Annotated in this window: 21 protein-coding genes; 12 read left to right on the top strand and 9 right to left on the bottom strand. The window is 52.6% G+C overall.

The window, feature by feature from the left end; genetic code table 11:
* Window positions 1-41 precede the first annotated feature (41 nt).
* On the top strand, window positions 42-1,775 hold the full coding sequence (locus OGV94_RS24260) for a potassium/proton antiporter (protein ID WP_047410620.1): 1,734 nt from the start codon (window positions 42-44) through the stop codon (window positions 1,773-1,775).
* A gap of 93 nt (window positions 1,776-1,868) precedes the next feature.
* Here OGV94_RS24260 and dadX read toward each other — a convergent pair whose 3' ends face one another.
* Together dadX and OGV94_RS24250 are read right to left on the bottom strand one after the other, a co-directional pair.
* Window positions 1,869-2,939 carry a catabolic alanine racemase DadX gene (gene dadX, locus OGV94_RS24255; RefSeq protein WP_199994781.1) on the bottom strand — a complete coding sequence of 357 codons (1,071 nt, stop codon included), beginning with the start codon at window positions 2,937-2,939 and terminating at the stop codon, window positions 1,869-1,871.
* 12 nt (window positions 2,940-2,951) lie between these two features.
* A complete protein-coding gene (locus tag OGV94_RS24250) occupies window positions 2,952-4,250 on the bottom strand; it encodes a D-amino acid dehydrogenase (protein ID WP_043016065.1) in 1,299 nt (432 codons plus the stop codon).
* Between the two features lie 322 nt (window positions 4,251-4,572).
* On the opposite strand from OGV94_RS24250, the gene OGV94_RS24245 reads away from it, so the two are divergent.
* The gene (locus OGV94_RS24245; protein WP_043016064.1) at window positions 4,573-6,105 is read left to right on the top strand and encodes a SpoVR family protein; all 1,533 of its coding nucleotides are present in this window, start codon (window positions 4,573-4,575) and stop codon (window positions 6,103-6,105) included.
* Window positions 6,106-6,136: 31 nt separating this feature from the next.
* Here OGV94_RS24245 and fadR read toward each other — a convergent pair whose 3' ends face one another.
* Window positions 6,137-6,856, bottom strand: a complete 720-nt coding sequence (gene fadR / locus OGV94_RS24240; protein WP_043016063.1) for a fatty acid metabolism transcriptional regulator FadR — start codon at window positions 6,854-6,856, stop codon at window positions 6,137-6,139.
* A gap of 236 nt (window positions 6,857-7,092) precedes the next feature.
* Between fadR and nhaB the strand changes: the two genes are divergently transcribed.
* The 3 genes from nhaB to OGV94_RS24225 all read left to right on the top strand — a co-directional run bounded on the left by nhaB (window position 7,093) and on the right by OGV94_RS24225 (window position 9,761).
* Window positions 7,093-8,637, top strand: a complete 1,545-nt coding sequence (gene nhaB / locus OGV94_RS24235; RefSeq protein WP_043016062.1) for a Na(+)/H(+) antiporter NhaB — start codon at window positions 7,093-7,095, stop codon at window positions 8,635-8,637.
* A 141-nt stretch (window positions 8,638-8,778) separates the two neighbouring features.
* Complete coding sequence (gene dsbB, locus OGV94_RS24230) at window positions 8,779-9,309, top strand: disulfide bond formation protein DsbB (RefSeq protein ID WP_043016061.1); 531 nt, start codon at window positions 8,779-8,781, stop codon at window positions 9,307-9,309.
* A gap of 110 nt (window positions 9,310-9,419) precedes the next feature.
* Window positions 9,420-9,761: a TehB family protein gene (locus OGV94_RS24225; RefSeq protein ID WP_016153372.1), complete on the top strand. Its 342-nt coding sequence runs from the start codon at window positions 9,420-9,422 to the stop codon at window positions 9,759-9,761.
* 29 nt (window positions 9,762-9,790) lie between these two features.
* Here the strand turns inward: OGV94_RS24225 and ycgN are convergent, their stop codons facing one another.
* The 3 genes from ycgN to OGV94_RS24210 all read right to left on the bottom strand — a co-directional run bounded on the left by ycgN (window position 9,791) and on the right by OGV94_RS24210 (window position 11,352).
* The gene (gene ycgN / locus OGV94_RS24220; protein WP_003020944.1) at window positions 9,791-10,237 is read right to left on the bottom strand and encodes a cysteine cluster protein YcgN; all 447 of its coding nucleotides are present in this window, start codon (window positions 10,235-10,237) and stop codon (window positions 9,791-9,793) included.
* Window positions 10,238-10,329: 92 nt separating this feature from the next.
* A complete protein-coding gene (locus tag OGV94_RS24215; RefSeq protein WP_043016060.1) occupies window positions 10,330-10,989 on the bottom strand; it encodes a fumarylacetoacetate hydrolase family protein in 660 nt (219 codons plus the stop codon).
* 69 nt (window positions 10,990-11,058) lie between these two features.
* Window positions 11,059-11,352 (bottom strand): YcgL domain-containing protein, encoded by a 294-nt coding sequence (locus OGV94_RS24210; RefSeq protein ID WP_043016059.1) that lies wholly within the window; start codon window positions 11,350-11,352, stop codon window positions 11,059-11,061.
* A gap of 126 nt (window positions 11,353-11,478) precedes the next feature.
* On the opposite strand from OGV94_RS24210, the gene minC reads away from it, so the two are divergent.
* The 3 genes from minC to minE are packed head-to-tail and all read left to right on the top strand — an operon-like array spanning window position 11,479 to window position 13,292.
* Complete coding sequence (minC, locus tag OGV94_RS24205; RefSeq protein ID WP_043016058.1) at window positions 11,479-12,186, top strand: septum site-determining protein MinC; 708 nt, start codon at window positions 11,479-11,481, stop codon at window positions 12,184-12,186.
* Window positions 12,187-12,209: 23 nt separating this feature from the next.
* The gene (minD, locus tag OGV94_RS24200) at window positions 12,210-13,022 is read left to right on the top strand and encodes a septum site-determining protein MinD (protein ID WP_003020956.1); all 813 of its coding nucleotides are present in this window, start codon (window positions 12,210-12,212) and stop codon (window positions 13,020-13,022) included.
* A gap of 3 nt (window positions 13,023-13,025) precedes the next feature.
* A complete protein-coding gene (minE, locus tag OGV94_RS24195) occupies window positions 13,026-13,292 on the top strand; it encodes a cell division topological specificity factor MinE (protein WP_001185666.1) in 267 nt (88 codons plus the stop codon).
* An 86-nt stretch (window positions 13,293-13,378) separates the two neighbouring features.
* Here the strand turns inward: minE and OGV94_RS24190 are convergent, their stop codons facing one another.
* Window positions 13,379-14,296, bottom strand: coding sequence for a LysR family transcriptional regulator (locus OGV94_RS24190; RefSeq protein WP_043016057.1), 918 nt, complete (start codon window positions 14,294-14,296; stop codon window positions 13,379-13,381).
* Between the two features lie 103 nt (window positions 14,297-14,399).
* Here OGV94_RS24190 and OGV94_RS24185 point away from each other — a divergent pair, with 103 nt between their 5' ends.
* The 4 genes from OGV94_RS24185 to OGV94_RS24170 all read left to right on the top strand — a co-directional run bounded on the left by OGV94_RS24185 (window position 14,400) and on the right by OGV94_RS24170 (window position 19,542).
* Complete coding sequence (locus OGV94_RS24185) at window positions 14,400-15,482, top strand: tartrate dehydrogenase (RefSeq protein ID WP_043016056.1); 1,083 nt, start codon at window positions 14,400-14,402, stop codon at window positions 15,480-15,482.
* Between the two features lie 251 nt (window positions 15,483-15,733).
* Window positions 15,734-17,335, top strand: a complete 1,602-nt coding sequence (locus OGV94_RS24180) for a BCCT family transporter (protein WP_043016055.1) — start codon at window positions 15,734-15,736, stop codon at window positions 17,333-17,335.
* A 45-nt stretch (window positions 17,336-17,380) separates the two neighbouring features.
* The gene (yeaW, locus tag OGV94_RS24175; protein WP_043016054.1) at window positions 17,381-18,505 is read left to right on the top strand and encodes a carnitine monooxygenase, oxygenase subunit YeaW; all 1,125 of its coding nucleotides are present in this window, start codon (window positions 17,381-17,383) and stop codon (window positions 18,503-18,505) included.
* A gap of 71 nt (window positions 18,506-18,576) precedes the next feature.
* Complete coding sequence (locus tag OGV94_RS24170; protein ID WP_100194267.1) at window positions 18,577-19,542, top strand: PDR/VanB family oxidoreductase; 966 nt, start codon at window positions 18,577-18,579, stop codon at window positions 19,540-19,542.
* Between the two features lie 48 nt (window positions 19,543-19,590).
* On the opposite strand, the gene rnd is transcribed toward OGV94_RS24170, so the two are convergent.
* Both rnd and fadD read right to left on the bottom strand, forming a co-directional pair.
* Window positions 19,591-20,706 carry a ribonuclease D gene (gene rnd / locus OGV94_RS24165; protein WP_047410574.1) on the bottom strand — a complete coding sequence of 372 codons (1,116 nt, stop codon included), beginning with the start codon at window positions 20,704-20,706 and terminating at the stop codon, window positions 19,591-19,593.
* Between the two features lie 84 nt (window positions 20,707-20,790).
* Window positions 20,791-22,476 (bottom strand): long-chain-fatty-acid--CoA ligase FadD, encoded by a 1,686-nt coding sequence (gene fadD, locus OGV94_RS24160; protein ID WP_123915245.1) that lies wholly within the window; start codon window positions 22,474-22,476, stop codon window positions 20,791-20,793.
* Window positions 22,477-22,505 lie beyond the last annotated feature (29 nt).

Raw genomic sequence — 22,505 nt, 5'->3', positions numbered from 1 at the left:
TTTATTAATACGAAACAGCGTAATTCAGGAGTAACCGAACGTTGGATGCCGCAGCAATTATCAGCCTTTTTATTTTGGGTTCCGTTCTCGTCACCTGCAGTATCTTACTCAGTTCATTTTCATCACGTCTTGGTATCCCTATTCTGGTGATATTTCTCGCTATCGGTATGTTAGCGGGCGTCGACGGCGTGGGCGGTATTCCTTTCGATAATTACCCTTTTGCCTACATGGTGAGTAACCTGGCGCTGGCGGTTATCCTCCTCGACGGCGGGATGCGCACCCAGGCCAGCTCTTTTCGCGTCGCTTTAGGCCCGGCGCTATCGTTGGCAACCGTCGGGGTGCTGATTACCTCCGGACTCACTGGCATGATGGCCGCGTGGCTGTTCCATCTGGATCTTATCGAAGGGCTGCTGATTGGCGCGATTGTGGGTTCAACCGACGCCGCGGCGGTCTTTTCCCTGCTTGGCGGTAAGGGTCTTAACGAACGTGTTGGCTCTACGCTGGAAATTGAATCCGGTAGTAATGATCCGATGGCGGTTTTTTTGACCATCACGCTTATCGCCATGATCCAAAATCACGAGACCGGTTTAAGCTGGATGTTTGCGGTGCATATTATCCAGCAGTTTGGCTTAGGCATCATGCTGGGACTCGGCGGCGGCTATCTGCTCCAGCAAATGATTAACCGTATTTCGCTGCCTGCCGGGCTTTATCCGCTACTGGCGTTAAGCGGAGGGATCCTGATCTTTGCCCTGACCACTGCGCTGGAAGGCAGCGGTATTCTGGCCGTTTATCTGTGTGGTTTCCTGCTGGGTAATCGCCCCATCCGCAACCGGTTTGGTATTTTGCAAAACTTCGACGGTCTGGCCTGGCTGGCGCAAATCGCCATGTTCCTGGTGCTCGGACTGCTGGTTACACCGTCTGACCTGCTGCCTATCGCAATCCCTGCGTTAATTTTGTCTGCGTGGATGATATTTATTGCCCGCCCGCTTTCGGTGTTCGCCGGACTGCTGCCATTTCGAGGCTTCAATCTGCGCGAGCGCATTTTCATCAGTTGGGTGGGTCTGCGCGGCGCAGTTCCGATCATCCTCGCCGTCTTCCCAATGATGGCAGGTCTGGAAAACGCGCGCCTGTTCTTTAACGTCGCATTCTTCGTGGTTCTGATCTCGCTGCTGTTTCAGGGTACGTCGCTTTCGTGGGCCGCTAAAAAAGCCAAAGTGGTGGTCCCTCCCGTCGGCTGGCCCGTGTCGCGCATTGGTCTGGATATTCATCCGGATAATCCCTGGGAGCAGTTTGTTTATCAGCTCAGCGCGGATAAGTGGTGTGTGGGCGCCGCGCTGCGCGACCTGCATATGCCGGAAGAAACGCGAATTGCCGCCCTGTTTCGTGACAACGTGCTATTTCACCCCTCCGGCAGTACGCGCCTGCGCGAAGGCGATGTATTGTGTGTTATTGGCCGCGAGCGCGATCTCCCTGCTCTCGGCAAGCTGTTCAGCCAGTCCCCGCCGGTGTCGTTGGACCAGCGCTTCTTCGGTGACTTTATTCTTGAAGCCAGCGCAAAATATGCCGATGTGGCGCTGATTTATGGCCTGGATGATGGCACAGAGTATCGTGATAAGCAGCAAACGCTGGGGGATATTGTCCAGCATCTGCTTGGCGCCGCGCCGGTCGTCGGTGACCAGGTTGAATTCGCTGGCATGATCTGGACGGTTGCCGAGAAAGAAGATAATGCGGTACTGAAGGTCGGTGTTCGCGTTGCTGAAGATGAGGATGAGTAACGCGGATATTTTTTGCCGGGTAGCGGCTGCGCCGTACCCGGCCTACAAAATGAGGCCTGATAAGCGCATCGCTATCAGGCAGTCCTACAAAAGTTACACCGTCACCACCGGCACGCGCAGCGCCAGAGAACACATCAATTCGTAACCTACCGTACCCGCGGCGCTGGCTACATCGTCAATTTTAATCTCTTTGCCCCACAGCTCTACCGGCGTCCCTATCCCCGCCTGCGGACACGGCGTCAGGTCTACCGCCAGCATATCCATTGAGACTGTTCCCACCGTAGTGGTACGTACGCCATCCACCAGCACCGGTGTCCCGCTTGGCGCATGGCGCGGATAACCGTCTGCATAGCCGGTCGCTACAATGCCAATACGCTGCTCACCGATGGCGGTGTAGCGTCCTCCATAACCCACCCGGTCTCCGGCTTTCAGCGTTTGTATGCCGATTATCTCGCTGCTCAGAGTCATCACCGGTTTGAGGCCGGTATTGGCGATGTCCTGCCATTGTCCCGACGGCGATGCGCCATACAAGATAATACCCGGACGAACCCAGTCATAATGTGCTTCAGGGTGCCACAACGTGGCGGCCGAATTGGACAGCGAGCGTCTGCACTCCAGCCCTTCTGTCGCCTGCGCAATACGCGCCATGGCCTCCCGGATACCTTCCGGGTGCTCTGCATCGGCAAAGTGTGACATCAGCGTCATTTCACCAACGTTGGGCATCGCCCGCAGCTGTTGCCAGACCGTAGAAACTCTGTCCGGTAAGAAACCCAGCCGGTTCATGCCGCTGTTCACCTTCAGGTAAACATCCAGCGGCGCGTTGAGGCGCGCATTCTGCAACGCTTTTAGCTGCCAGTTACTGTGTACACAGGTGGTCAGACGATATTTGTCATACACCGTTAAATCTTCGGCGTGGAAAAAACCCTCCAGCATGAGTATCGGGCCTTTCCATCCGCGCTCGCGCAGGGTTATCGCTTCTTCAAGATTGAGCATGGCAAAACCGTCGGTTGTGCCCAGCGCATTCCAGACGCGTTCAATGCCGTGTCCGTACGCATTGGCTTTCACCACCGACCAGACGCGAGCGTCCGGCGCGGCCTGGCGGGTGATGCTCAGGTTTTGTTTCAACGCCTGCAGGTCAATGCTGGCCAGTATCGGGCGAGTCATCTCACGTCCTTATCAGTTATGTGCGCCATGTAAATGCCGTGGGCGAGATGGAGTAAACCCCGGGCTGTAGCGCGCCACGCTCAGATCGTCGTAAGGAATGGCTGGTGTGCGGCCAGAAAGAATGTCGCTCAGCAACTGACCCGAGCCGCAGGCCATAGTCCAGCCCAGCGTACCGTGGCCGGTGTTGAGTAGTAGATTCTTAAAGCGGGTTCGCCCAACCACCGGTGTACCGTCCGGAGTCATCGGACGAAGCCCGGTCCAGAAAGTTGCCTGTTCCACATGACCACCGCGCGGGAAGAGATCGCGTACAACCATCTCCAGCGTTTCACGACGAGGTTGTAGCAATTCCGTATTGAAGCCGACAATTTCCGCCATGCCGCCCACACGAATACGGTTATCAAAGCGGGTAATGGCGATTTTGTAAGTCTCATCAAGGATAGTAGAAACCGGCGCGCCGTCATCTTGCGCCACCGGAATGGTCAACGAATAGCCTTTGAGCGGATAGACCGGAATATCAACGATGCCTTTCAGCATCGCCGTAGAGTACGAGCCAAACGCCATTACATAGGCATCTGCTTTGACTATCTCTTCGCCGCACTGAACGCCGTAAATCTGCTCACCATCGCTCAGCAGCTTATCGACCGGCGTATTAAAACGAAACTTAACGCCAGCCTGCTCAGCCATCAGCGCCAGACGCTGGGTAAACAGCTGACAGTCACCCGTTTCATCATTCGGTAAACGCAGACCGCCGGTCAGCTTGTGCGCCACTTCCGCCAGCGCCGGCTCGACTTCAGCCAGGCGACTTGCTTCCAGCAACTGATAGGGTACGCCAGCGTCTTCGAGCACGGCGATGTCGCGGGTGGCGTTCTCATACTGTTGAGCGGTACGGAAAAGTTGCAGGGTTCCGCCCTGGCGCCCTTCGTACTCAATACCGGTAGAAGCGCGCAGCGCTTTCAGGCAATCACGGCTGTATTCCGCCAGACGCACCATGCGTCCTTTGTTTTCCATGTAATGGCTGGTGTCGCAGTTGCGCAGCATTTGCCACATCCATTTCAACTGGAACTGGGTCCCGTCGAGGCGCACGGCCAGCGGAGCATGGCGCTGAAACATCCATTTAATTGCCTTCAGCGGTACACCTGGCGCCGCCCATGGTGCTGCATAACCTGGAGAGATTTGCCCCGCGTTCGCCGCACTGGTTTCCAGTGCCGGACCGGGCTCACGATCAATGACGGTGACATCGTGTCCAGCCTGACTTAAATACCAGGCGCTGGTCACGCCAACGACACCACTTCCCAGTATGACAACTCGCATAGCCACTCCGTTAACAGTAAAAGAACAATCATCTAATTACATCTTGATAACTCAGTTGAAAATATTATTCAACATATGGCTTTTTTATGGTGACTTATCTCACATATAGCGGTGACAGCGGGGAACTCTCTGCTTTGGCATCTCCTGCTGTGCGTTATTTTTATCCAGCATAAAATTTTGCGACCATACCGTTTTTCGACGCCTCGCTAACGAGAAATCGCAAAGAAAAAATTTCAGCCGCAGCACGTTTTTTAACACCATGATCTATGCTTGAAATGAGGTACTCCAGACAGAGAGTGCCGCCAACAATGAGGGTGCGCGAATGGCTACGATTGATTCCATGAACAAGGACAGCACACGGTTAAGCGATGGACCCGACTGGACGTTTGATCTGCTGGATGTCTATCTGGCGGAAATAGACCGCGTGGCGAAACTCTACAAACTGGATACCTACCCGCACCAAATCGAGGTAATCACCTCCGAACAGATGATGGACGCTTACTCCAGCGTCGGGATGCCAATCAACTATCCACACTGGTCGTTTGGTAAAAAGTTTATCGAAACCGAGCGCTTGTATAAGCATGGTCAGCAGGGGTTGGCCTATGAGATCGTTATCAACTCCAATCCGTGTATCGCGTATCTGATGGAGGAGAACACCATCACCATGCAGGCGCTGGTGATGGCGCATGCCTGCTACGGACATAACTCCTTCTTCAAAAACAACTACCTGTTCCGTAGCTGGACGGATGCCAGTTCCATTGTCGATTACCTGATCTTCGCGCGAAACTATATTACCCAGTGTGAAGAGCGTTATGGCGTGGATGAAGTCGAAAAGCTTCTCGACTCCTGTCACGCGCTGATGAACTACGGCGTGGACCGCTACAAGCGTCCACAAAAAATCTCGCTACAGGAAGAGAAAGCCCGGCAGAAAAGTCGTGAAGAGTATCTGCAAAGTCAGGTGAATATGTTATGGCGCACGCTGCCGAAGAAAGAAGAAGAGAAAACCGTTTCACAAGCCCGGCGTTATCCTTCTGAGCCACAGGAGAACCTGCTGTACTTCATGGAAAAGAACGCCCCACTGCTGGAATCCTGGCAACGCGAAGTCCTGCGTATTGTGCGTAAGGTCAGCCAGTATTTTTACCCGCAGAAACAGACGCAGGTGATGAACGAAGGTTGGGCTACTTTCTGGCATTACACCATCCTGAACCACCTTTATGATGAAGGTAAAGTCACCGAACGGTTTATGCTGGAGTTTTTGCATAGCCATACCAACGTGGTGTTCCAGCCGCCGTACAACAGCCCGTGGTATAGCGGGATAAACCCGTATGCCCTGGGTTTTGCGATGTTCCAGGATATCAAACGTATTTGTCAGTCGCCGACCGAAGAGGACAAATACTGGTTCCCGGATATAGCGGGCTCAGACTGGCTGGAAACTCTGCACTTCGCGATGCGTGATTTCAAAGATGAGAGCTTCATTAGCCAGTTCCTGTCACCGAAGGTTATGCGTGATTTCCGCTTGTTTACCGTACTGGATGACGATCGTCATAATTATCTGGAGATTTCAGCGATCCACAATGAGGAAGGATATCGCGAAATCCGCAACAGGCTGTCGTCGCAATATAACCTGAGCAACCTGGAGCCGAATATTCAAATCTGGAACGTCGATCTGCGCGGCGATCGCTCGCTCACCTTGCGCTATATTCCGCATAACCGCGCTCCGCTGGATAAAGGACGCAAAGAGGTGCTTAAGCATGTGCACCGCCTATGGGGTTTTGACGTGATGCTGGAGCAGCAGAATGAAGATGGCAGCGTGGAGTTGCTGGAGCGTTGCCCGCCGAGGATGAACGGTCTGTAAAAACAAAACCCCTCGAATGAGGGGTTTTTAATTAGCGTCCCTGAATAGCTAAATCGCCCGGCAGGTTCTTCTGCATACGATGCCAAATCTCGCCGCTGTCGTGACCATAGCGACGCACCGTTTCATAAACCTGCTCATGAGCGCCATGCTCGCACAGTTCTGACAGCTTATGGTAGAAGCTCAGCGCCAGCGCGCGCGCTTCCGGATTGGCAAAATAATGGCGGCCAATGCGGGTATATAATCCTTTCATACCATTAAGGATCAAACCGTAAATCGGATTACCGGAGGCAAATGCCAGACCGCGGAAAATGTTATAGTCCAGATCGGCGAACGCATCAGCATGGTCGGCCACCTGATTTGCCGTCGCCAGAACCTCCTGCGCTTTATCAGGATGCTGGCGAAACGCGGTACGAATAAAGATCGTCGAGATGTTGGTACGCACGGACAGCAGATTATCGATAAGCTGCGGAACGCTCTCGTGATCGAGACGCGCCAGCGTTTCAAGGATATTCAGCCCGGAGGTTTCCCAGAAGTTATTCACCTTCGTCGGTTTGCCGTGTTGAATGGTCAACCAACCGTCACGCGCCAGACGCTGTAATACCTCGCGTAACGTGGTACGTGTCACTCCGATCAGTTCAGAGAGTTCACGTTCAGCAGGCAAAATAGTGCCAGGTGGGAAGCGGTTATTCCAGATACTTTCAATGATGTACTCTTCCGCGAACCCAGCCGGGCTTTGCGCCTTAATGACCATAGTAATAATTCCATTACACAGCAAAACATAGTTACAGTTATCATACCAGACGGGTTACATAGCTGATAGCTGACGCAATGAAGAAAAAGTAGATCAAGGCTTCATTTTCCAGATAACGCTAAAGCGCAGCCAGCCTTGCCCGTCGCGTGAATAGCTTGCCTGTACTCCCTCCTCCCGCTAAGCTTTGCGGTCAAACATAAAAATATGATTTCATTTTTAAAGGTAGGGAAATCACCATGGAGCTATCATGGGGTCGCGCTATGTGGCGCAATTTTTTAGGTCAATCACCTGACTGGTACAAACTTGCACTGCTCGTCTTCTTAGTCGTTAACCCGATTATATTTTTTATTAATCCTTTTATTGCGGGCTGGCTGTTGGTGGCCGAGTTCATCTTTACGCTGGCGATGGCGTTAAAATGTTATCCGCTGCTACCAGGTGGGCTGTTAGCTATCGAAGCAGTCATCATCGGTATGACCAGCGCCACGCATGTGCGTGAAGAGGTTGCCGCTAACCTTGAGGTGTTATTGCTGCTGATGTTTATGGTGGCTGGCATCTATTTTATGAAACAACTGCTGCTGTTTATTTTCACCCGCCTGCTGCTTACGATTCGCTCCAAAACGCTGCTGTCGCTGGCTTTTTGCGTTGCTGCCGCCTTCCTTTCTGCGTTTCTTGATGCGCTGACCGTCGTTGCCGTGGTGATCAGCGTCGCGGTCGGTTTCTATGGTATTTACCATCGCGTCGCCTCTTCCCGCGCGGAAGACAACAACATGCTCGATGACAGCCATATCGATCAGCACAATAAGGTCGTACTGGAGCAGTTTCGTGGTTTTCTGCGTAGCCTGATGATGCACGCGGGCGTCGGTACGGCGTTAGGCGGCGTAATGACGATGGTCGGCGAACCGCAAAACCTGATTATCGCCAAAGCGGCGGGCTGGCATTTTGGTGACTTCTTCCTGCGCATGTCGCCGGTCACCGTACCGGTGCTGATTTGCGGCCTGTTAACCTGTGTGCTGGTCGAGAAATTACGCTGGTTTGGCTATGGCGAAACGCTGCCGGAGACCGTCCGCGATGTCCTGCAACAATTTGACGATCAAAGCCGTCAGCAACGTACTCGTCAGGATAAAATCAAACTGATTGTTCAGGCTATTATCGGCGTCTGGCTGGTGGTTGCTCTGGCCCTGCATCTGGCAGAGGTTGGATTAATTGGCCTGTCCGTCATCATTCTGGCAACGTCGTTGACCGGCGTTACAGACGAACATGCTATTGGCAAAGCGTTTACCGAGTCGCTGCCGTTCACCGCCCTGCTGACCGTGTTCTTCTCTATTGTTGCGGTTATTATCGATCAACAGCTCTTCTCGCCTATCATTCAGTTCGTATTGCAGTCCTCTGAGCATGCTCAGTTGACGCTGTTCTATCTCTTTAACGGCCTGCTGTCTTCAATCTCTGATAACGTTTTTGTCGGCACCATCTATATTAACGAAGCCAAAGCAGCGCTGGAACAAGGGACCATCAGCCTCAACCAGTACGAACTGTTAGCGGTAGCGATTAATACCGGGACCAACCTGCCTTCCGTGGCTACACCAAACGGTCAGGCGGCATTCCTGTTCCTGCTGACCTCCGCGCTGGCACCATTGATTCGCCTCTCTTATGGCCGCATGGTGTGGATGGCTCTGCCGTATACTCTCGTCCTGACGCTCGTTGGTCTGCTTTGCGTCGAGTTCACGCTGGTACCGGTGACCGAGTGGATGACTCAAACGGGCTGGTTAGCTACACTTTCATAACAATTAACCGGGCAAATCACTGCCCGGTTTGACTTTTTGCATGATAATTATCCGATTACGCAAATTTTCAATTCCCGCTAGTGGCGCATAAATTGAATTGGTTTAAACTGCGGTCTCTACGCATGTTGCAGGGAAATTATTATGTTGCGATTTTTAAACCAATGCTCCCGAGGTCGTGGAGCATGGTTATTGTTGGCGTTAACCGCCTTTGCGCTGGAACTCGTTGCGCTGTGGTTCCAGCACGTCATGCTGCTAAAACCTTGCGTGTTGTGTATTTACGAACGTAGCGCATTATTCGGCGTGATGGGTGCGGGGCTGGTGGGGGCTATCGCGCCAAAGACACCGCTGCGCTATGTGGCGATGATAATCTGGATTTACAGTGCCTGGCGTGGGCTTCAGTTAGCGTATGAGCACACCATGATTCAGTTGCACCCATCACCGTTCATGACCTGTGATTTTGCAGCCCGCTTCCCGAGCTGGCTGCCGCTGGACAAATGGCTGCCGCAGGTGTTTTTAGCATCCGGTGACTGTGCTGAACGCCAGTGGTCTTTTTTAACCCTGGAAATGCCACAGTGGCTGTTGGGGATCTTCGCCGCTTACCTGGTGGTCGCCGTGCTGGTATTCATAGCACAGCCGTTTAAACCGAAAAAACGTGACCTCTTCGGTCGCTAACAGAGACGCTCCTTCGGGAGCGTTTTTTTTGCCTTAAATCCATTGCCTGCTGGCATCTATAAGATGTATATTAAATACATCTTATAGATGCCACACGAAGGAGATGTCTTATGTCCCATTTACGCATCCCGGCAAACTGGAAAGTGAAACGCTCTACTCCCTTCTTTACCAAAGACAACGTCCCGGCAGCACTTCTTTCTCACCATAACACCGCAGCAGGCGTGTTTGGTCAGCTCTGTGTAATGGAAGGTACGGTAACGTATTATGGCTTTGCCAATGAAGACGCAAAAGAGCCCGAAGTGAAGGTAGTGATTAATGCCGGTCAGTTCGCGACCAGCCCACCGCAGTACTGGCATCGTGTTGAATTAAGCGACGACGCACAATTCAACATTAACTTCTGGGTGGAAGATGACAACCACTCCGATGAGATGTATCAGGCGAAAAAGTCTTAAACCTTAACGCCTGCTAATCGATGGGCGGCTCAGTCCGCCCATGAAGGTTTGTTCAGGATATGATCCTGCCAGTCACGTACTTCCGATTCTTTCACCGCAATATGACGAACTGAGATACGTTCACCGTGCATCGCCGCTTTAGACCCCGTCAGCAACGGATGCCACTCCGGCAGCCCTTTACCTTCCGCGAGCAGACGATACGCGCAGGTCATTGGCAACCATTCAAAAGTCGGCAAATTATCGCGCGTCAGTTTGATGCAGTCAGGCTCGTACTCGAATCGACGTTCGTAATTACGGCACTGACAGGTTTTGATATTGAGTTGCTTACACGCGACGTTGGTAAAGTAGATTTCGTCGGTGTCTTCATCCATCAGCTTATGCAGGCAGCATTGACCACATCCGTCACATAATGACTCCCACTCGGCATCGGTCATTTCATCAAGGGTTTTACTTTGCCAGAAAGGTATGTCGCTCATCAGGGTTTCCGCTATTGCATTAAAGCTGCACCTTATAACCAGTCTGGCACGCTGATGCAAGTTTTGCCGCCCGAAAAGGCGGCAAGCAGAGATTACAGTACGCGGGTCGTCAGCGTTTGACCGTTAAAACTGATCGCCAGTTCATCACCGCTGCTTAATGGCCCCACGCCTGCTGGCGTGCCCGTCAGCACAACATCACCCGCTTTGAGGGTAAAGAAACGACTCATATAGGCAATCAAAGGAACGATTTGATGGATCATATCCGCCGTGGAGCCGTGCTGACGCTGTTCACCGTTGACCGTCAACCCGAGCATCGTATCCTGTGGATCGCCGTTAAATTCCGCTACGGGAATAAATCCTGACAGCGGGCAAGAGTTATCAAAACCCTTCGCTTTTTCCCATGGCTGCCCCGCTTTCTTCATTTTGCCCTGGATATCGCGCAGGGTCAGATCCAGTGCGACGCCATAACCCGCGATGGCTTTGCGCACATGATCTTCCGTCGCCTGTCGCAGGGTCGCGCCAATCAGCACAGCCAGCTCAACTTCATGGTGAACCGACCCCATATCAGATGGGATCACCAGCGGCTGGCGTAAATCGCACAGTGCGGTTTCCGGTTTAATAAACAGCACCGGCTCTTCGGGGGGGGTTCCGCCCATCTCTTTAATATGGTTGGCATAGTTACTTCCTACGCAAACCACCTTACTCACCGGATAATCCAGCAGAGCACCATGCCAGTTGTGATGTTGATACATTACTTTCCCCTAACGTAGTCATAGATTTCAGGTACTGCATCGATGGAACGTGCTGCTGGCGGATGCAGTTTAACGTTTAGCGTCTGGTGTATTTTGTTTTGTCGCAGCCAGATGCTGTTTAAGTAAATCTTCTGGCGGCGGTGGTATTTGTAAATAATAGCCCTGCTCGGCCAGGGCCTGTTTTACTTTTTCAAGATCGGCATTAACCAATTTTTTTCGACCATCAAGCGGTAACATCATTGCCAGCGTCGGCTGACCAAATCCTTTCATCAGTTCTTCAGGAACGCGTGAGAAATCGTCTTTTTTTTCGACATATAAATAGGTCTGGTCACGTTTGCTGCTTCGGTAGATCACACAAAACATATCTTTTACTCTGAATTCACGGAATGGTGGCTTGCCTCAATATAATACTGACTATAACATGCCTTATAGTCTTCGGAATATCACCCCGCGCTGGGGATGATAAATAGCAAATTGAGTAAGGCCAGGATGTCAAACACGCCAATCGAGCTTAAAGGCAGTAGCTTCACCTTATCAGTGGTTCATTTACATGAAGCAGAACCCGAGGTTATTCGTCAGGCGTTGGAAGACAAAATCGCGCAGGCGCCGGCTTTTTTAAAACACGCTCCCGTGGTGGTTAACGTGAGTGGTCTTGAAAGCCCGGTCAACTGGTCAGCGCTGCAGAAAGTTGTTACGTCTACCGGATTGCGCATTATTGGCGTTAGCGGATGCAAAGACGCCAGACTCAAGGCTGAAATCGACGAAATGGGCCTTCCTTTACTGACTGAAGGTAAAGAAAAAGCTATTCGTTCTGCGCCTGTTGAGACCCCGGCTCCCGTTGCTCCGCCGCAAAACGTTACTCCCATCACAAAAACACGATTAATAAATGTGCCGGTTCGTTCCGGTCAGCGCATTTATGCTCCACAATGTGATCTGATTGTTACAAGCCACGTCAGTGCAGGCGCAGAGCTTATCGCTGATGGTAATATTCATGTTTATGGCATGATGAGAGGCCGTGCGCTGGCAGGCGCAAGCGGCGATCGGGAAGCGCAAATTTTTTGTACCCATCTGACGGCAGAACTGGTGTCTATCGCAGGTGTTTATTGGCTGAGTGATAAAATCCCAGCAGAATTTTATGGCAAAGCGGCCCGTCTGCAATTAGCAGAGAACGCTTTGACAGTTCAACCGTTGAATTGATCCCTTTTTAACAAGGAATTTCTATGGCACGCATTATTGTTGTTACTTCGGGTAAAGGGGGCGTTGGCAAAACCACCTCCAGCGCGGCCATCGCTACAGGTTTGGCCCAGAAGGGAAAGAAAACTGTCGTTATTGATTTTGATATCGGCCTGCGTAACCTTGATCTGATTATGGGTTGTGAACGCCGCGTCGTTTATGACTTCGTCAACGTTATTCAGGGCGATGCGTCGTTAAATCAGGCGTTAATCAAAGATAAGCGTACCGAAAATCTCTTTATTCTTCCGGCCTCACAGACTCGCGATAAAGACGCGCTGACGCGTGAAGGCGTCGCGAAAGTTCTGGACGACCTGAAAACGATGGAATTCGACTTCATCGTCTGCGACTCCCCGGCAGGTATTGAAACCGGTGCGCTGATGGCCCTGTATTTTGCCGATGAAGCGATTATCACCACTAACCCGGAAGTTTCCTCTGTACGTGACTCTGACCGTATTCTGGGTATTCTGGCGTCGAAATCTCGTCGTGCGGAAAACGGTGAAGATCCGATTAAAGAGCATTTGTTGCTGACGCGCTACAACCCTGGCCGCGTAAATAAAGGTGACATGCTGAGCATGGAAGACGTACTGGAAATTCTGCGAATCAAGCTGGTTGGCGTGATTCCTGAAGATCAGTCAGTCCTGCGCGCGTCTAACCAGGGTGAGCCGGTTATTCTCGACATCAATGCCGATGCCGGTAAAGCCTATGCTGATACCGTAGACCGTCTGTTGGGAGAAGAACGTCCTTTCCGCTTCATTGAAGAAGAGAAGAAAGGTTTCCTCAAACGCCTGTTCGGAGGATAAGTTATGGCATTACTGGATTTTTTTCTCTCGCGGAAAAAGAGCACAGCGAACATCGCTAAAGAGCGACTGCAGATTATTGTTGCGGAACGCCGTCGTAGTGACGCCGAGCCACATTATTTACCGCAGTTGAGGAAAGATATTCTCGAGGTTATCTGCAAGTATGTACAAATTGATCCTGAAATGGTCACCGTACAGCTTGAGCAAAAAGACGGCGATATTTCTATCCTCGAACTTAACGTGACATTACCTGAAGCCGAAGAATCTAAATAACGGCTTTGCTCAGAGAGTCATCGTTACAAAAAAGGCAGATTATTCTGCCTTTTTTATTTTCTGTTTCTTGCCAGGCTGCTGCACCTTTATTCCAAAGTAAACTTTGGATAGTTTTCGGTAAAATAGCGGCGCAAATACTCAACCGTAATACGGATTTTTGCCGACGTCGCCAGCCGGGAAACATAAACCGCCCAAATATTTGCTGGTTGATAATACTCGGGCAATATGTGTATCAGGTTGCCGCTGGCAATGTTGTCGCAAACGTCCCACCATGACCGCAGAGCTATTCCCTGCCCATCAAGGCACCACTGATGTACCACTTCGCCATGATTAGACGACAAAGGCCCCGTAACTTTAATCGAATGCGCGCCCTCTTTATTGCGCATTTGCCAGATACCAAACGGATGGTCGCGCTCTTTGATGACCAGACAAGGAAAAGTGGAGAGATCGTTGAGTTGCTTCGGCGTCCCATGCTGCCTCACAAATTCCGGCGAGGCGCACAGAATACGGTAGTTAGTCGCCAGCTTGCGGGCAATCAGGTTCGGCGCGATATCATCCCCGATACGAATATCAAGATCGACGCCCTCATTCACCATATCCACCAGGCGGTCTTCAACATCGAACCGCAGTTCTAATTGCGGATACTCTTTTGCCAGCGCAGACAGCGCCGGAGCCACCACCCGGCGGCCAAAACCAAAGCTACTAATAATACGTAGCATCCCCTGCGGGATCTGCCTGGCATCTGATAGCTCATCCATCATCTGATCGACATCCTGCAGGATCCGCTGCGCCCATTCGTAGATCCGCTCCCCCTCTTCCGTGATGGTTACGCGCCGCGTTGTCCGGTGCAGCAGCACTACATTCAGCGTTTGCTCCAGCAGGGCAACGCGCTTACTGATAAAAGCCGGTGAGACGCCCAGCTCTTCGGCAACGGCGGCAAATCCTGCACGACGGGCAACCAGCATAAAGACGCGTAAATCATTTAGCAGCGGCAGATTATTCATGATCTGTGTTTTATGTTTCACCAGTTAGGGGGATTAACTATTAATCAGTCAATTATAGGATAAGGGGAAAGTCAATTTTGATGGCGTACAAGTGAGAGCTGCTATGAAGAAAACCTGGCGTATCGCCGCTATCCCCGGAGATGGCATTGGTAAAGAAGTTCTGCCTGAGGGCATTCATGTGTTGCAGGCAGCCGCCGAGCGTTGGGGGTTGTCGCTCAGCTTTGAGCAAATGGAATGGGCCAGCTGCGAATACTACGCCCATCACGGCAAGATGATGCCGGATGACTGGCATGAGCAGCTGCAATCCTTTGATGCTATCTATTTTGGCGCGGTTGGCTGGCCGGACACCGTGCCTGACCACATCTCATTATGGGGTTCGCTGCTTAAGTTTCGTCGCGAATTCGACCAGTACGTCAACCTGCGCCCGGTGCGCCTGTTTCCGGGCGTCCCTTGCCCACTGGCTGGCAAGCAGCCAGGCGACATTGATTTCTACGTCGTACGCGAAAACACCGAGGGAGAATACTCTGCCCTCGGCGGACGCGTGAGCGAAGGTACCGAACACGAAGTGGTTATCCAGGAATCGGTCTTCACCCGTCGTGGCGTGGATCGTATCTTGCGTTACGCTTTCGAGTTGGCGCAAAACCGCCCACGCAAAACCCTGACCTCAGCAACCAAATCGAACGGCCTGGCCATCAGCATGCCTTACTGGGACGAACGCGTGGAAGCAATGGCGGCTAACTATCCCGAGATCCGCTGGGATAAACAGCATATCGATATATTGTGCGCCCGCTTTGTGATGCAGCCGGAGCGTTTTGACGTCGTGGTTGCCTCCAACCTGTTTGGCGACATCCTCTCCGATCTTGGCCCGGCCTGTACCGGAACGATTGGCATTGCGCCTTCTGCCAACTTAAATCCGGAGCGCACCTTCCCGTCGCTGTTCGAGCCGGTACATGGTTCGGCCCCCGATATCTACGGCAAGAATATCGCCAACCCTATTGCGACTATCTGGGCTGGCGCCATGATGCTCGACTTCCTTGGCAACGGTGATGCCAACTATAAAGCCGCCCACGACGGTATTCTGGCGGCAATTGAGCAGGTCATTGCCAGCGGCCCGAAAACGCCAGATATGAAAGGCAACGCCACCACCCAACAGGTTGGTGAAGCCATCGCTCAGGCACTGCGTTAGAGGTCAAACCACGAAATATGAGCCGCGTCACTGACGCGGCTTTTTTATGCGTTTTATGCCGCCAATAACCTGCGCCAATTCACCTTTTATTATTTCCGTTCCGTGTTTTATTGCTTCACGCATCGGGCAATTGTTTAATTCATGTAAAAAACAAATAATAAAATTGTTAAATACAAAATCACTGATTCCCTACAGCATGATAACAACGACAGGCTAATGCCATACGCGGGCAACTGTGCCCAGGAGATCCCATGTTGAGCAACGTAAAGAAAAAAGACATGCCGCTGATAGCCATCAGCCTGGTGGCTATTCTTTTCATCGCCGCCACGCTTAGTCTCTTCCCTCAGCAGTCTGCACAAGTCGCAAATACCCTTTTTAACGGCGTTACCCGGATGCTGGGTTCCGCCGTGCAGATCCTCGTTCTGATGGCGATGGGTCTGGTCGTCTGGCTGGCTACCAGCAAATACGGCAACATTCGTCTGGGTGAAGGGAAAGCGGAATACAGCACGCTGTCCTGGCTGTTTATGTTTATATGTGCCGGATTAGGCTCCTCAACACTCTATTGGGGTGTTGCTGAGTGGGCCTATTATTACCAGACTCCGGGTCTGAATATCGCGCCGCATTCGCAAAAAGCGCTGGAATATAGCTTACCCTACTCCTTTTTCCATTGGGGGATCAGCGCCTGGGCGACTTATACCCTGGCCTCACTAACAATGGCCTACCACTTTCATGTGCGTAAAAACAAAGGGCTGAGCCTGTCCGGAATTATTGCCGCTATCACCGGCGTCCATCCGCAGGGCGTGTGGGGTCGCCTGGTTGATTTGATGTTCCTGATCGCAACAGTTGGCGCGTTAACCATCTCTCTGGTTGTCACCGCCGCCACCTTTACCCGCGGTTTATCTGCCCTCACGGGTTTGCCGGATAACTTCACCATGCAGGCGTTTGTGATCCTGTTCTCTGGCGGCATTTTCTGCATGAGCTCCTGGATTGGCATCAATAACGGTTTGCAACGTCTGAGCAAAATGGTCGGCTGGGGGGCATTCTTACTGCCGCTGCTGGTGCTGATCGTCGGCCCGACCGAATTTATCACCAATAACATCATCAACGCCATTGGTCTGACGACACAAAACTTTTTGCAGATGAGCCTGTTCACCGATCCACTTGGCAACGGTGAGTTCACCCGCAACTGGACGGTGTTCTACTGGCTGTGGTGGATCTCCTACACCCCAGGCGTGGCAATGTTTGTCACTCGCGTATCCCGTGGTCGCAAAATCAAAGAGGTTATCTGGGCGTTAATCCTCGGTAGTACCGTTGGCTGCTGGTTCTTCTTCGGCGTGATGGAAAGCTACTCAATCCACCAGTTTGTGAACGGTGTGATCGACGTACCGCAGGTTATGGCGACACTGGGCGGTGAAACGGCCGTACAGCAAGTGTTGATGTCGTTGCCAGCCGGGAAACTATTCCTGGTGGCGTATCTGGCGATCATGATTATTTTCCTTGCCTCGCACATGGATGCCGTCGCCTATACCATGGCCGCCACCAGCACGCGTAACCTGCAAGAAGGGGAAGATCCGCAGCGTAGCTTACGACTGTTCTGGTGCGTGGTCATCACCCTGATCCCCTTATCGATTTTATTCACCGGCGCATCCCTGGAAACCATGAAGACCACGGTGGTTCTGACCGCACTTCCCTTCCTCGCCATTCTGTTGGTGAAAGTCGGCGGTTTTCTTCGCTGGGTACGGCAGGACTATGCCCACGTTCCTGCGCATCAAATTGAAAGTCATCTTCCCGAAACGCCAGTTAACGCCCCCGTTGCGCCACCGGCCGGGACATTACTCAAAGGCGACAATTAAGCGCCAGTATAAAACCCTCTTACTCACAAATTAAAAGGTATTCCAATGAGCAATCTAAGCCCTGAGTTTATTCTGCCGCAAAATTTCTGTGCCAACCCGCAGGACGCCTGGACTATCCCTGCCCGGTTTTATACCGACCATCAGGCCTTCGAGCACGAACAAGAGAAAGTGTTTGCTAAAAGCTGGATTTGCGTCGCCCACAGTAGCGAGCTGGCAAAGCCCAATGATTATGTTACCCGTGAAGTGATTGGCGAGAACATCGTGCTGGTACGGGGTCGCGATAACGTGCTGCGCGCGTTCTACAACGTTTGTCCGCATCGCGGTCATCAGCTGTTGAGCGGCGAAGGGAAAGCGAAAAATGTAATTACTTGCCCTTACCACGCATGGGCGTTCAAACTTGACGGCAATCTGGCGCATGCGCGTAACTGCGAAAATGTCGCCAACTTCGACAGCGAAAAAGCGCACCTTACCCCTGTACGTCTGGAAGAGTATGCCGGATTCGTGTTTATCAACATGGATCCGAACGCAGGCAGCGTAGAAGAACAACTCCCAGGTCTTGCAGACAAAGTTATCGAAGCCTGCCCTGACGTGCATGATCTGAAACTGGCGGCGCGCTTTACGACCCGTACCCCGGCAAACTGGAAGAATATTGTCGACAACTATCTGGAGTGCTACCACTGCGGCCCGGCCCACCCAGGTTTTTCCGACTCGGTTCAGGTTGACCGTTACTGGCACACCATGCACGGCAACTGGACGCTGCAACACGGTTTCGCCAAACCGTCAGAGCAGTCATTTAAGTTCGAAGAAGGTGTTGATGCCGCCTTCCACGGTTTCTGGCTGTGGCCATGCACCATGCTCAACGTCACGCCAATCAAAGGCATGATGACCGTTATCTACGAATTCCCGGTGGATGCGGAAACCACGCTGCAAAACTATGACATTTACTTCACCAACGAAGAGCTGACCGAAGAGCAGAAACAACTGATCGAATGGTATCGCAACGTCTTTCGTCCTGAAGATTTACGTCTGGTTGAAAGCGTGCAAAAGGGGCTGAAATCGCGCGGGTATCGTGGTCAGGGCCGCATTATGGCGGACACCAGCGGCAGCGGCATCTCCGAGCATGGCATTGCCCATTTCCATAATCTGGTCGCGCAGGTGTTTCAGGAATAACCAGGGGCTGTAACGACAGACACCGGCGCGTCGTTGAACCGCGCCGGACAGATTTTTTAGGGAGTGCCGCAATGTCTGATTATCAAATGCAAGAAGTCCGGGTCAGTCGGATTGAGACCATTACCGCGCAGGTAAAACGCTTCACCCTAATGGCAACCTCAGGCCAGCCGTTGCCTGCGTTTCAGGGTGGCAGCCATATCATCGTGCAGATGCGCGATGGCGAGAACCTATATAGCAATGCGTACTCGCTGATGAGTTCACCCTTCGATACCAGCACCTGGCAAATCGCCGTACGACTGGAAGAGGCGTCCAAAGGCGGCTCACGATATCTGCATCAAAAGGTGAAACCCGGCGACACGCTCACGATCTCCACGCCAAACAATCTGTTCGCCCTCGCCCCTCAGGCACAACAACATCTGTTGATTGCCGGAGGTATCGGCATCACACCGTTTTTATCGCAGATCCCGGAGCTGGAACACTCTCAGGCAGAATGGCAGCTACATTATTGCTCTCCCAGCCTGGACAACTGCGCATTTCATGACGAACTCCTGCAGTACCCCAGCGCCGATCGCATTCATCTGCACCTCTCAAGCGCAGGCACCCGCCTTGATTTAGCACGCCTGCTGGCCGATGTTGAACCCGGCACGCATATTTATACCTGTGGCCCAGCGGTGCTCAACGATGCCGTCAGAGAAGCGGCTTCCCGCCATGGGCTGGATAGCAATACGCTACATTTCGAACAATTTGCGCTGGAAGATAAAAGCGGCGACGCCTTCACCCTGGTGCTGGCGCGTTCCGGGCGCGAGTTTGTGGTTCCGGAAGAGATGACCATTTTGCAGGTTATCGAAAATAACAAAGCTGCACGCGTTGAGTGTCTGTGCCGGGAAGGCGTGTGCGGCACCTGCGAAACAACGATTCTTGAAGGGGAAGCGGATCACCGCGATCAATACTTTAGCGACGACGAAAAAGCCAGCCAGCAGAGCATGCTCATTTGCTGCTCTCGCGCCAAAGGTAAGCGCCTGGTACTTGATTTGTAGCGTTCGCAGGCCGGGTCAGCAATGGCGCGACCCGGCGAGTCTGGTGACTTACTGCGGATATTCCTGCAGTAGCGCGTTGAGACGATCGGACATCAGTTCGCCACGCCAGCCGGAAACCAGCTCCGGCAGGGTCTGCTGCGGCTTTAATTTCCAGTGCCAGTTGAGCAACTGGTTGATCTGACGGCGGGAAGCCAACAGTTCGATGCTAAGATTTTGTTCCGCACTCACTTCGGCAACCAGCGCCTTGATGGCTTTGAACGCCTTGCGATATCCAGGCATATCCATCAAATTCAGTAGCGGCTGCGGCAACGACTCTTCAGGTAAAGCCTGGGCCTTTTCTACCAGCGAGATCAGCGTTTTTCCGTGGAAGCGAATTTCGCTTCCGGAAAGACCCAGGCTATCCAGTTCACCCAGGCTGCCCGGCATATAACGTGCCACCGCCCACAGATGTTCTTCACGCACCACGAAGTTTACCGCCAGATCGCGCTCGCGCGCTTTACGCAGCCGCCAGTCGGCAAGCAGTTGCAGGCAGGCTAACTGACGGGTACGCAGTTGCCAGGCGTTGGTGATGTCGCGCCAGGCATCTTCAGGTGCCAGAATCTCCTGGCGACGCTGTTGCATCAAGCGGCATTCGTCCAGCGCGGCTGGCAGCCAACCGCTGGTTTCAGTTTCAGCCATCAGCTTTGAGGTGATCGGTAACAGATACCAGACGTCAGCCGCCGCATATTCGCACTGACGTTCGGTCAGCGGTCTGGCCAGCCAGTCGGTACGCGACTCGCTTTTGTCGAGCGCCACGCCCGTAAACTCTTCCACCATCGCGGCAAAGCCCCACGACAGCGGACGACCGCAAAAAGCGGCCAGAATTTGTGTATCAATTAACGGCTGCGGAAGTTCGCCAAAAGCGTTGAGGAACACTTCCAGGTCTTCACTGCCCGCATGCAGGAATTTGGTGATGGCGGTATCACGCAGAATATCGCGCAACGGCGACCAGTCGGTGATCCCCTGCGGATCAATCAGAGCAACGTGTTTGCCATCAAACAGCTGGATCAGCCCCAACTGCGGATAATAGGTACGTGTGCGAACAAATTCGGTATCCAGGGCTATCGCCGGAAATTCACGGACGGCTTCGCACAGCGTGGCCAACGCGTCGTCCGTGGTGATCATTTGATAATTCAAATCGTGCTCTCTTAGGTTTACGCCAAAAAAAACGCCGGATTACCCGGCGTTTTCTGCTGGCTGACTTAACGCTCAGCCTTTATTGTCCACTTTGGCGCGCGCTTCGTCACGTAATTCTCGTCGCAAAATTTTACCGACGTTAGATTTCGGCAACTCATCGCGAAACTCAACCAGCTTCGGTACTTTATAGCCCGTCAGGTGACGACGACAGAAAGTAACCAGCGCTTCATCGGTTAACGAGGCGTCTTTCTTCACCACGAAAATTTTCACCGCTTCACCGCTGCTGCCGGACGGAACGCCAACTGCAGCTACTTCCTGCACGCCAGGATGTTGCATAACCACGTCTTCAATTTCGTTCGGATAAACGTTAAAGCCGGAGACCAGGATCATATCTTTCTTACGATCGACAATACGCAGGAAGCCTTCGTCATCCATCACCGCAATATCGCCAGTGTGCAGCCAGCCATCTTTGACGATTTCGTCAGTGGCGTCTGGTCGCTGCCAGTAGCCCAGCATCACCTGCGGACCTTTCACGCACAGTTCGCCCGGTTCTCCTGGCGGCACTTCGTTGTCGTCGTCATCCACCAGTTTGACCTCGGTGGAAGGAACCGGTAACCCGATACTGCCGCTATGGTAGTCGATATCGTGAGGGTTGACGCTCACCAGCGGGGCGCACTCCGTCAGACCATAGCCTTCCAGCAGATACTGCCCCGTCAGCTTCACCCAACGTTCAGCTACCGCTTGTTGAACCGGCATGCCGCCGCCTGCTGAAAGGTGCAGTGACGAGAAATCCAGTTGCTGAAACTCTTTGTTATTCAGCAGCGCGTTAAACAGCGTATTGACGCCGGTCATCGCGGTAAACGGATACTTCGCCAGCTCTTTGACCAGTCCTGGGATATCACGCGGGTTAGTAATCAGCAGGTTTTGACCACCCAGCTCAATAAACAGCAGGCAATTCATCGTCAGCGCAAAAATGTGATACAGCGGTAGAGCCGTTACCACCAGTTCTTTGCCCGGATGCAGCAACGGGCCGTATGTGGCGTTAACCTGCTCCAGGTTAGCCAGCATGTTGCGGTGCGTGAGCATCGCGCCTTTCGCCACGCCGGTTGTCCCGCCGGTATATTGCAGGAACGCCAGATCTTCCGACACCACTTCGGGTTTCACATACTGCATGCGATAACCGTTTTGCAGCGCACTGCGAAACGAGATGGCATCCGGCAGGTTATATTTCGGCACCAGCCGTTTGATATACTTGACGACAAAGTTGACCAGCGTCCCTTTTGCGGTCGACAGCTGATCGCCCATACGCGTCAGGATCACGTGTTGTACCGACGTTTTGTCGACCACTTTTTCCAACGTGTGGGCAAAGTTGGACACGATGACAATCGCCGACGCGCCGCTGTCATTAAGCTGATGTTCCAGCTCGCGAGGCGTGTAAAGCGGGTTAACGTTCACGACGATCATGCCGGCACGTAAAATCCCAAACAGTGCGACCGGATATTGCAGCAGGTTCGGCATCATCAGCGCGACGCGATCGCCCTTTTTCAGCCCCAGGCCTTGTTGTAAATAAGCCGCAAATGCCCGGCTCCGCTCTTCAAGCTTGCGGAAGGTCATCACCTCCCCCATGTTTACAAACGCGGGCTGATCGGCATACCGTCTTACTGAGTGTTCAAAGAGTTCCACCAGGGATTGATAACGGTCAGGATTGATCTCCGCAGGAACACCAGCGGGATAACGGTTAAGCCAAACCTTTTTCAATACATCACCTCTAAAATGCGTATTCGTCG

The sequence above is a fragment of the Citrobacter sp. Ce006 genome, from assembly GCF_030336535.1.
Taxonomy (GTDB): Bacteria; Pseudomonadota; Gammaproteobacteria; order Enterobacterales; family Enterobacteriaceae; genus Citrobacter; species Citrobacter europaeus.
This window is presented reverse-complemented; position numbering and strand designations above follow the sequence as displayed.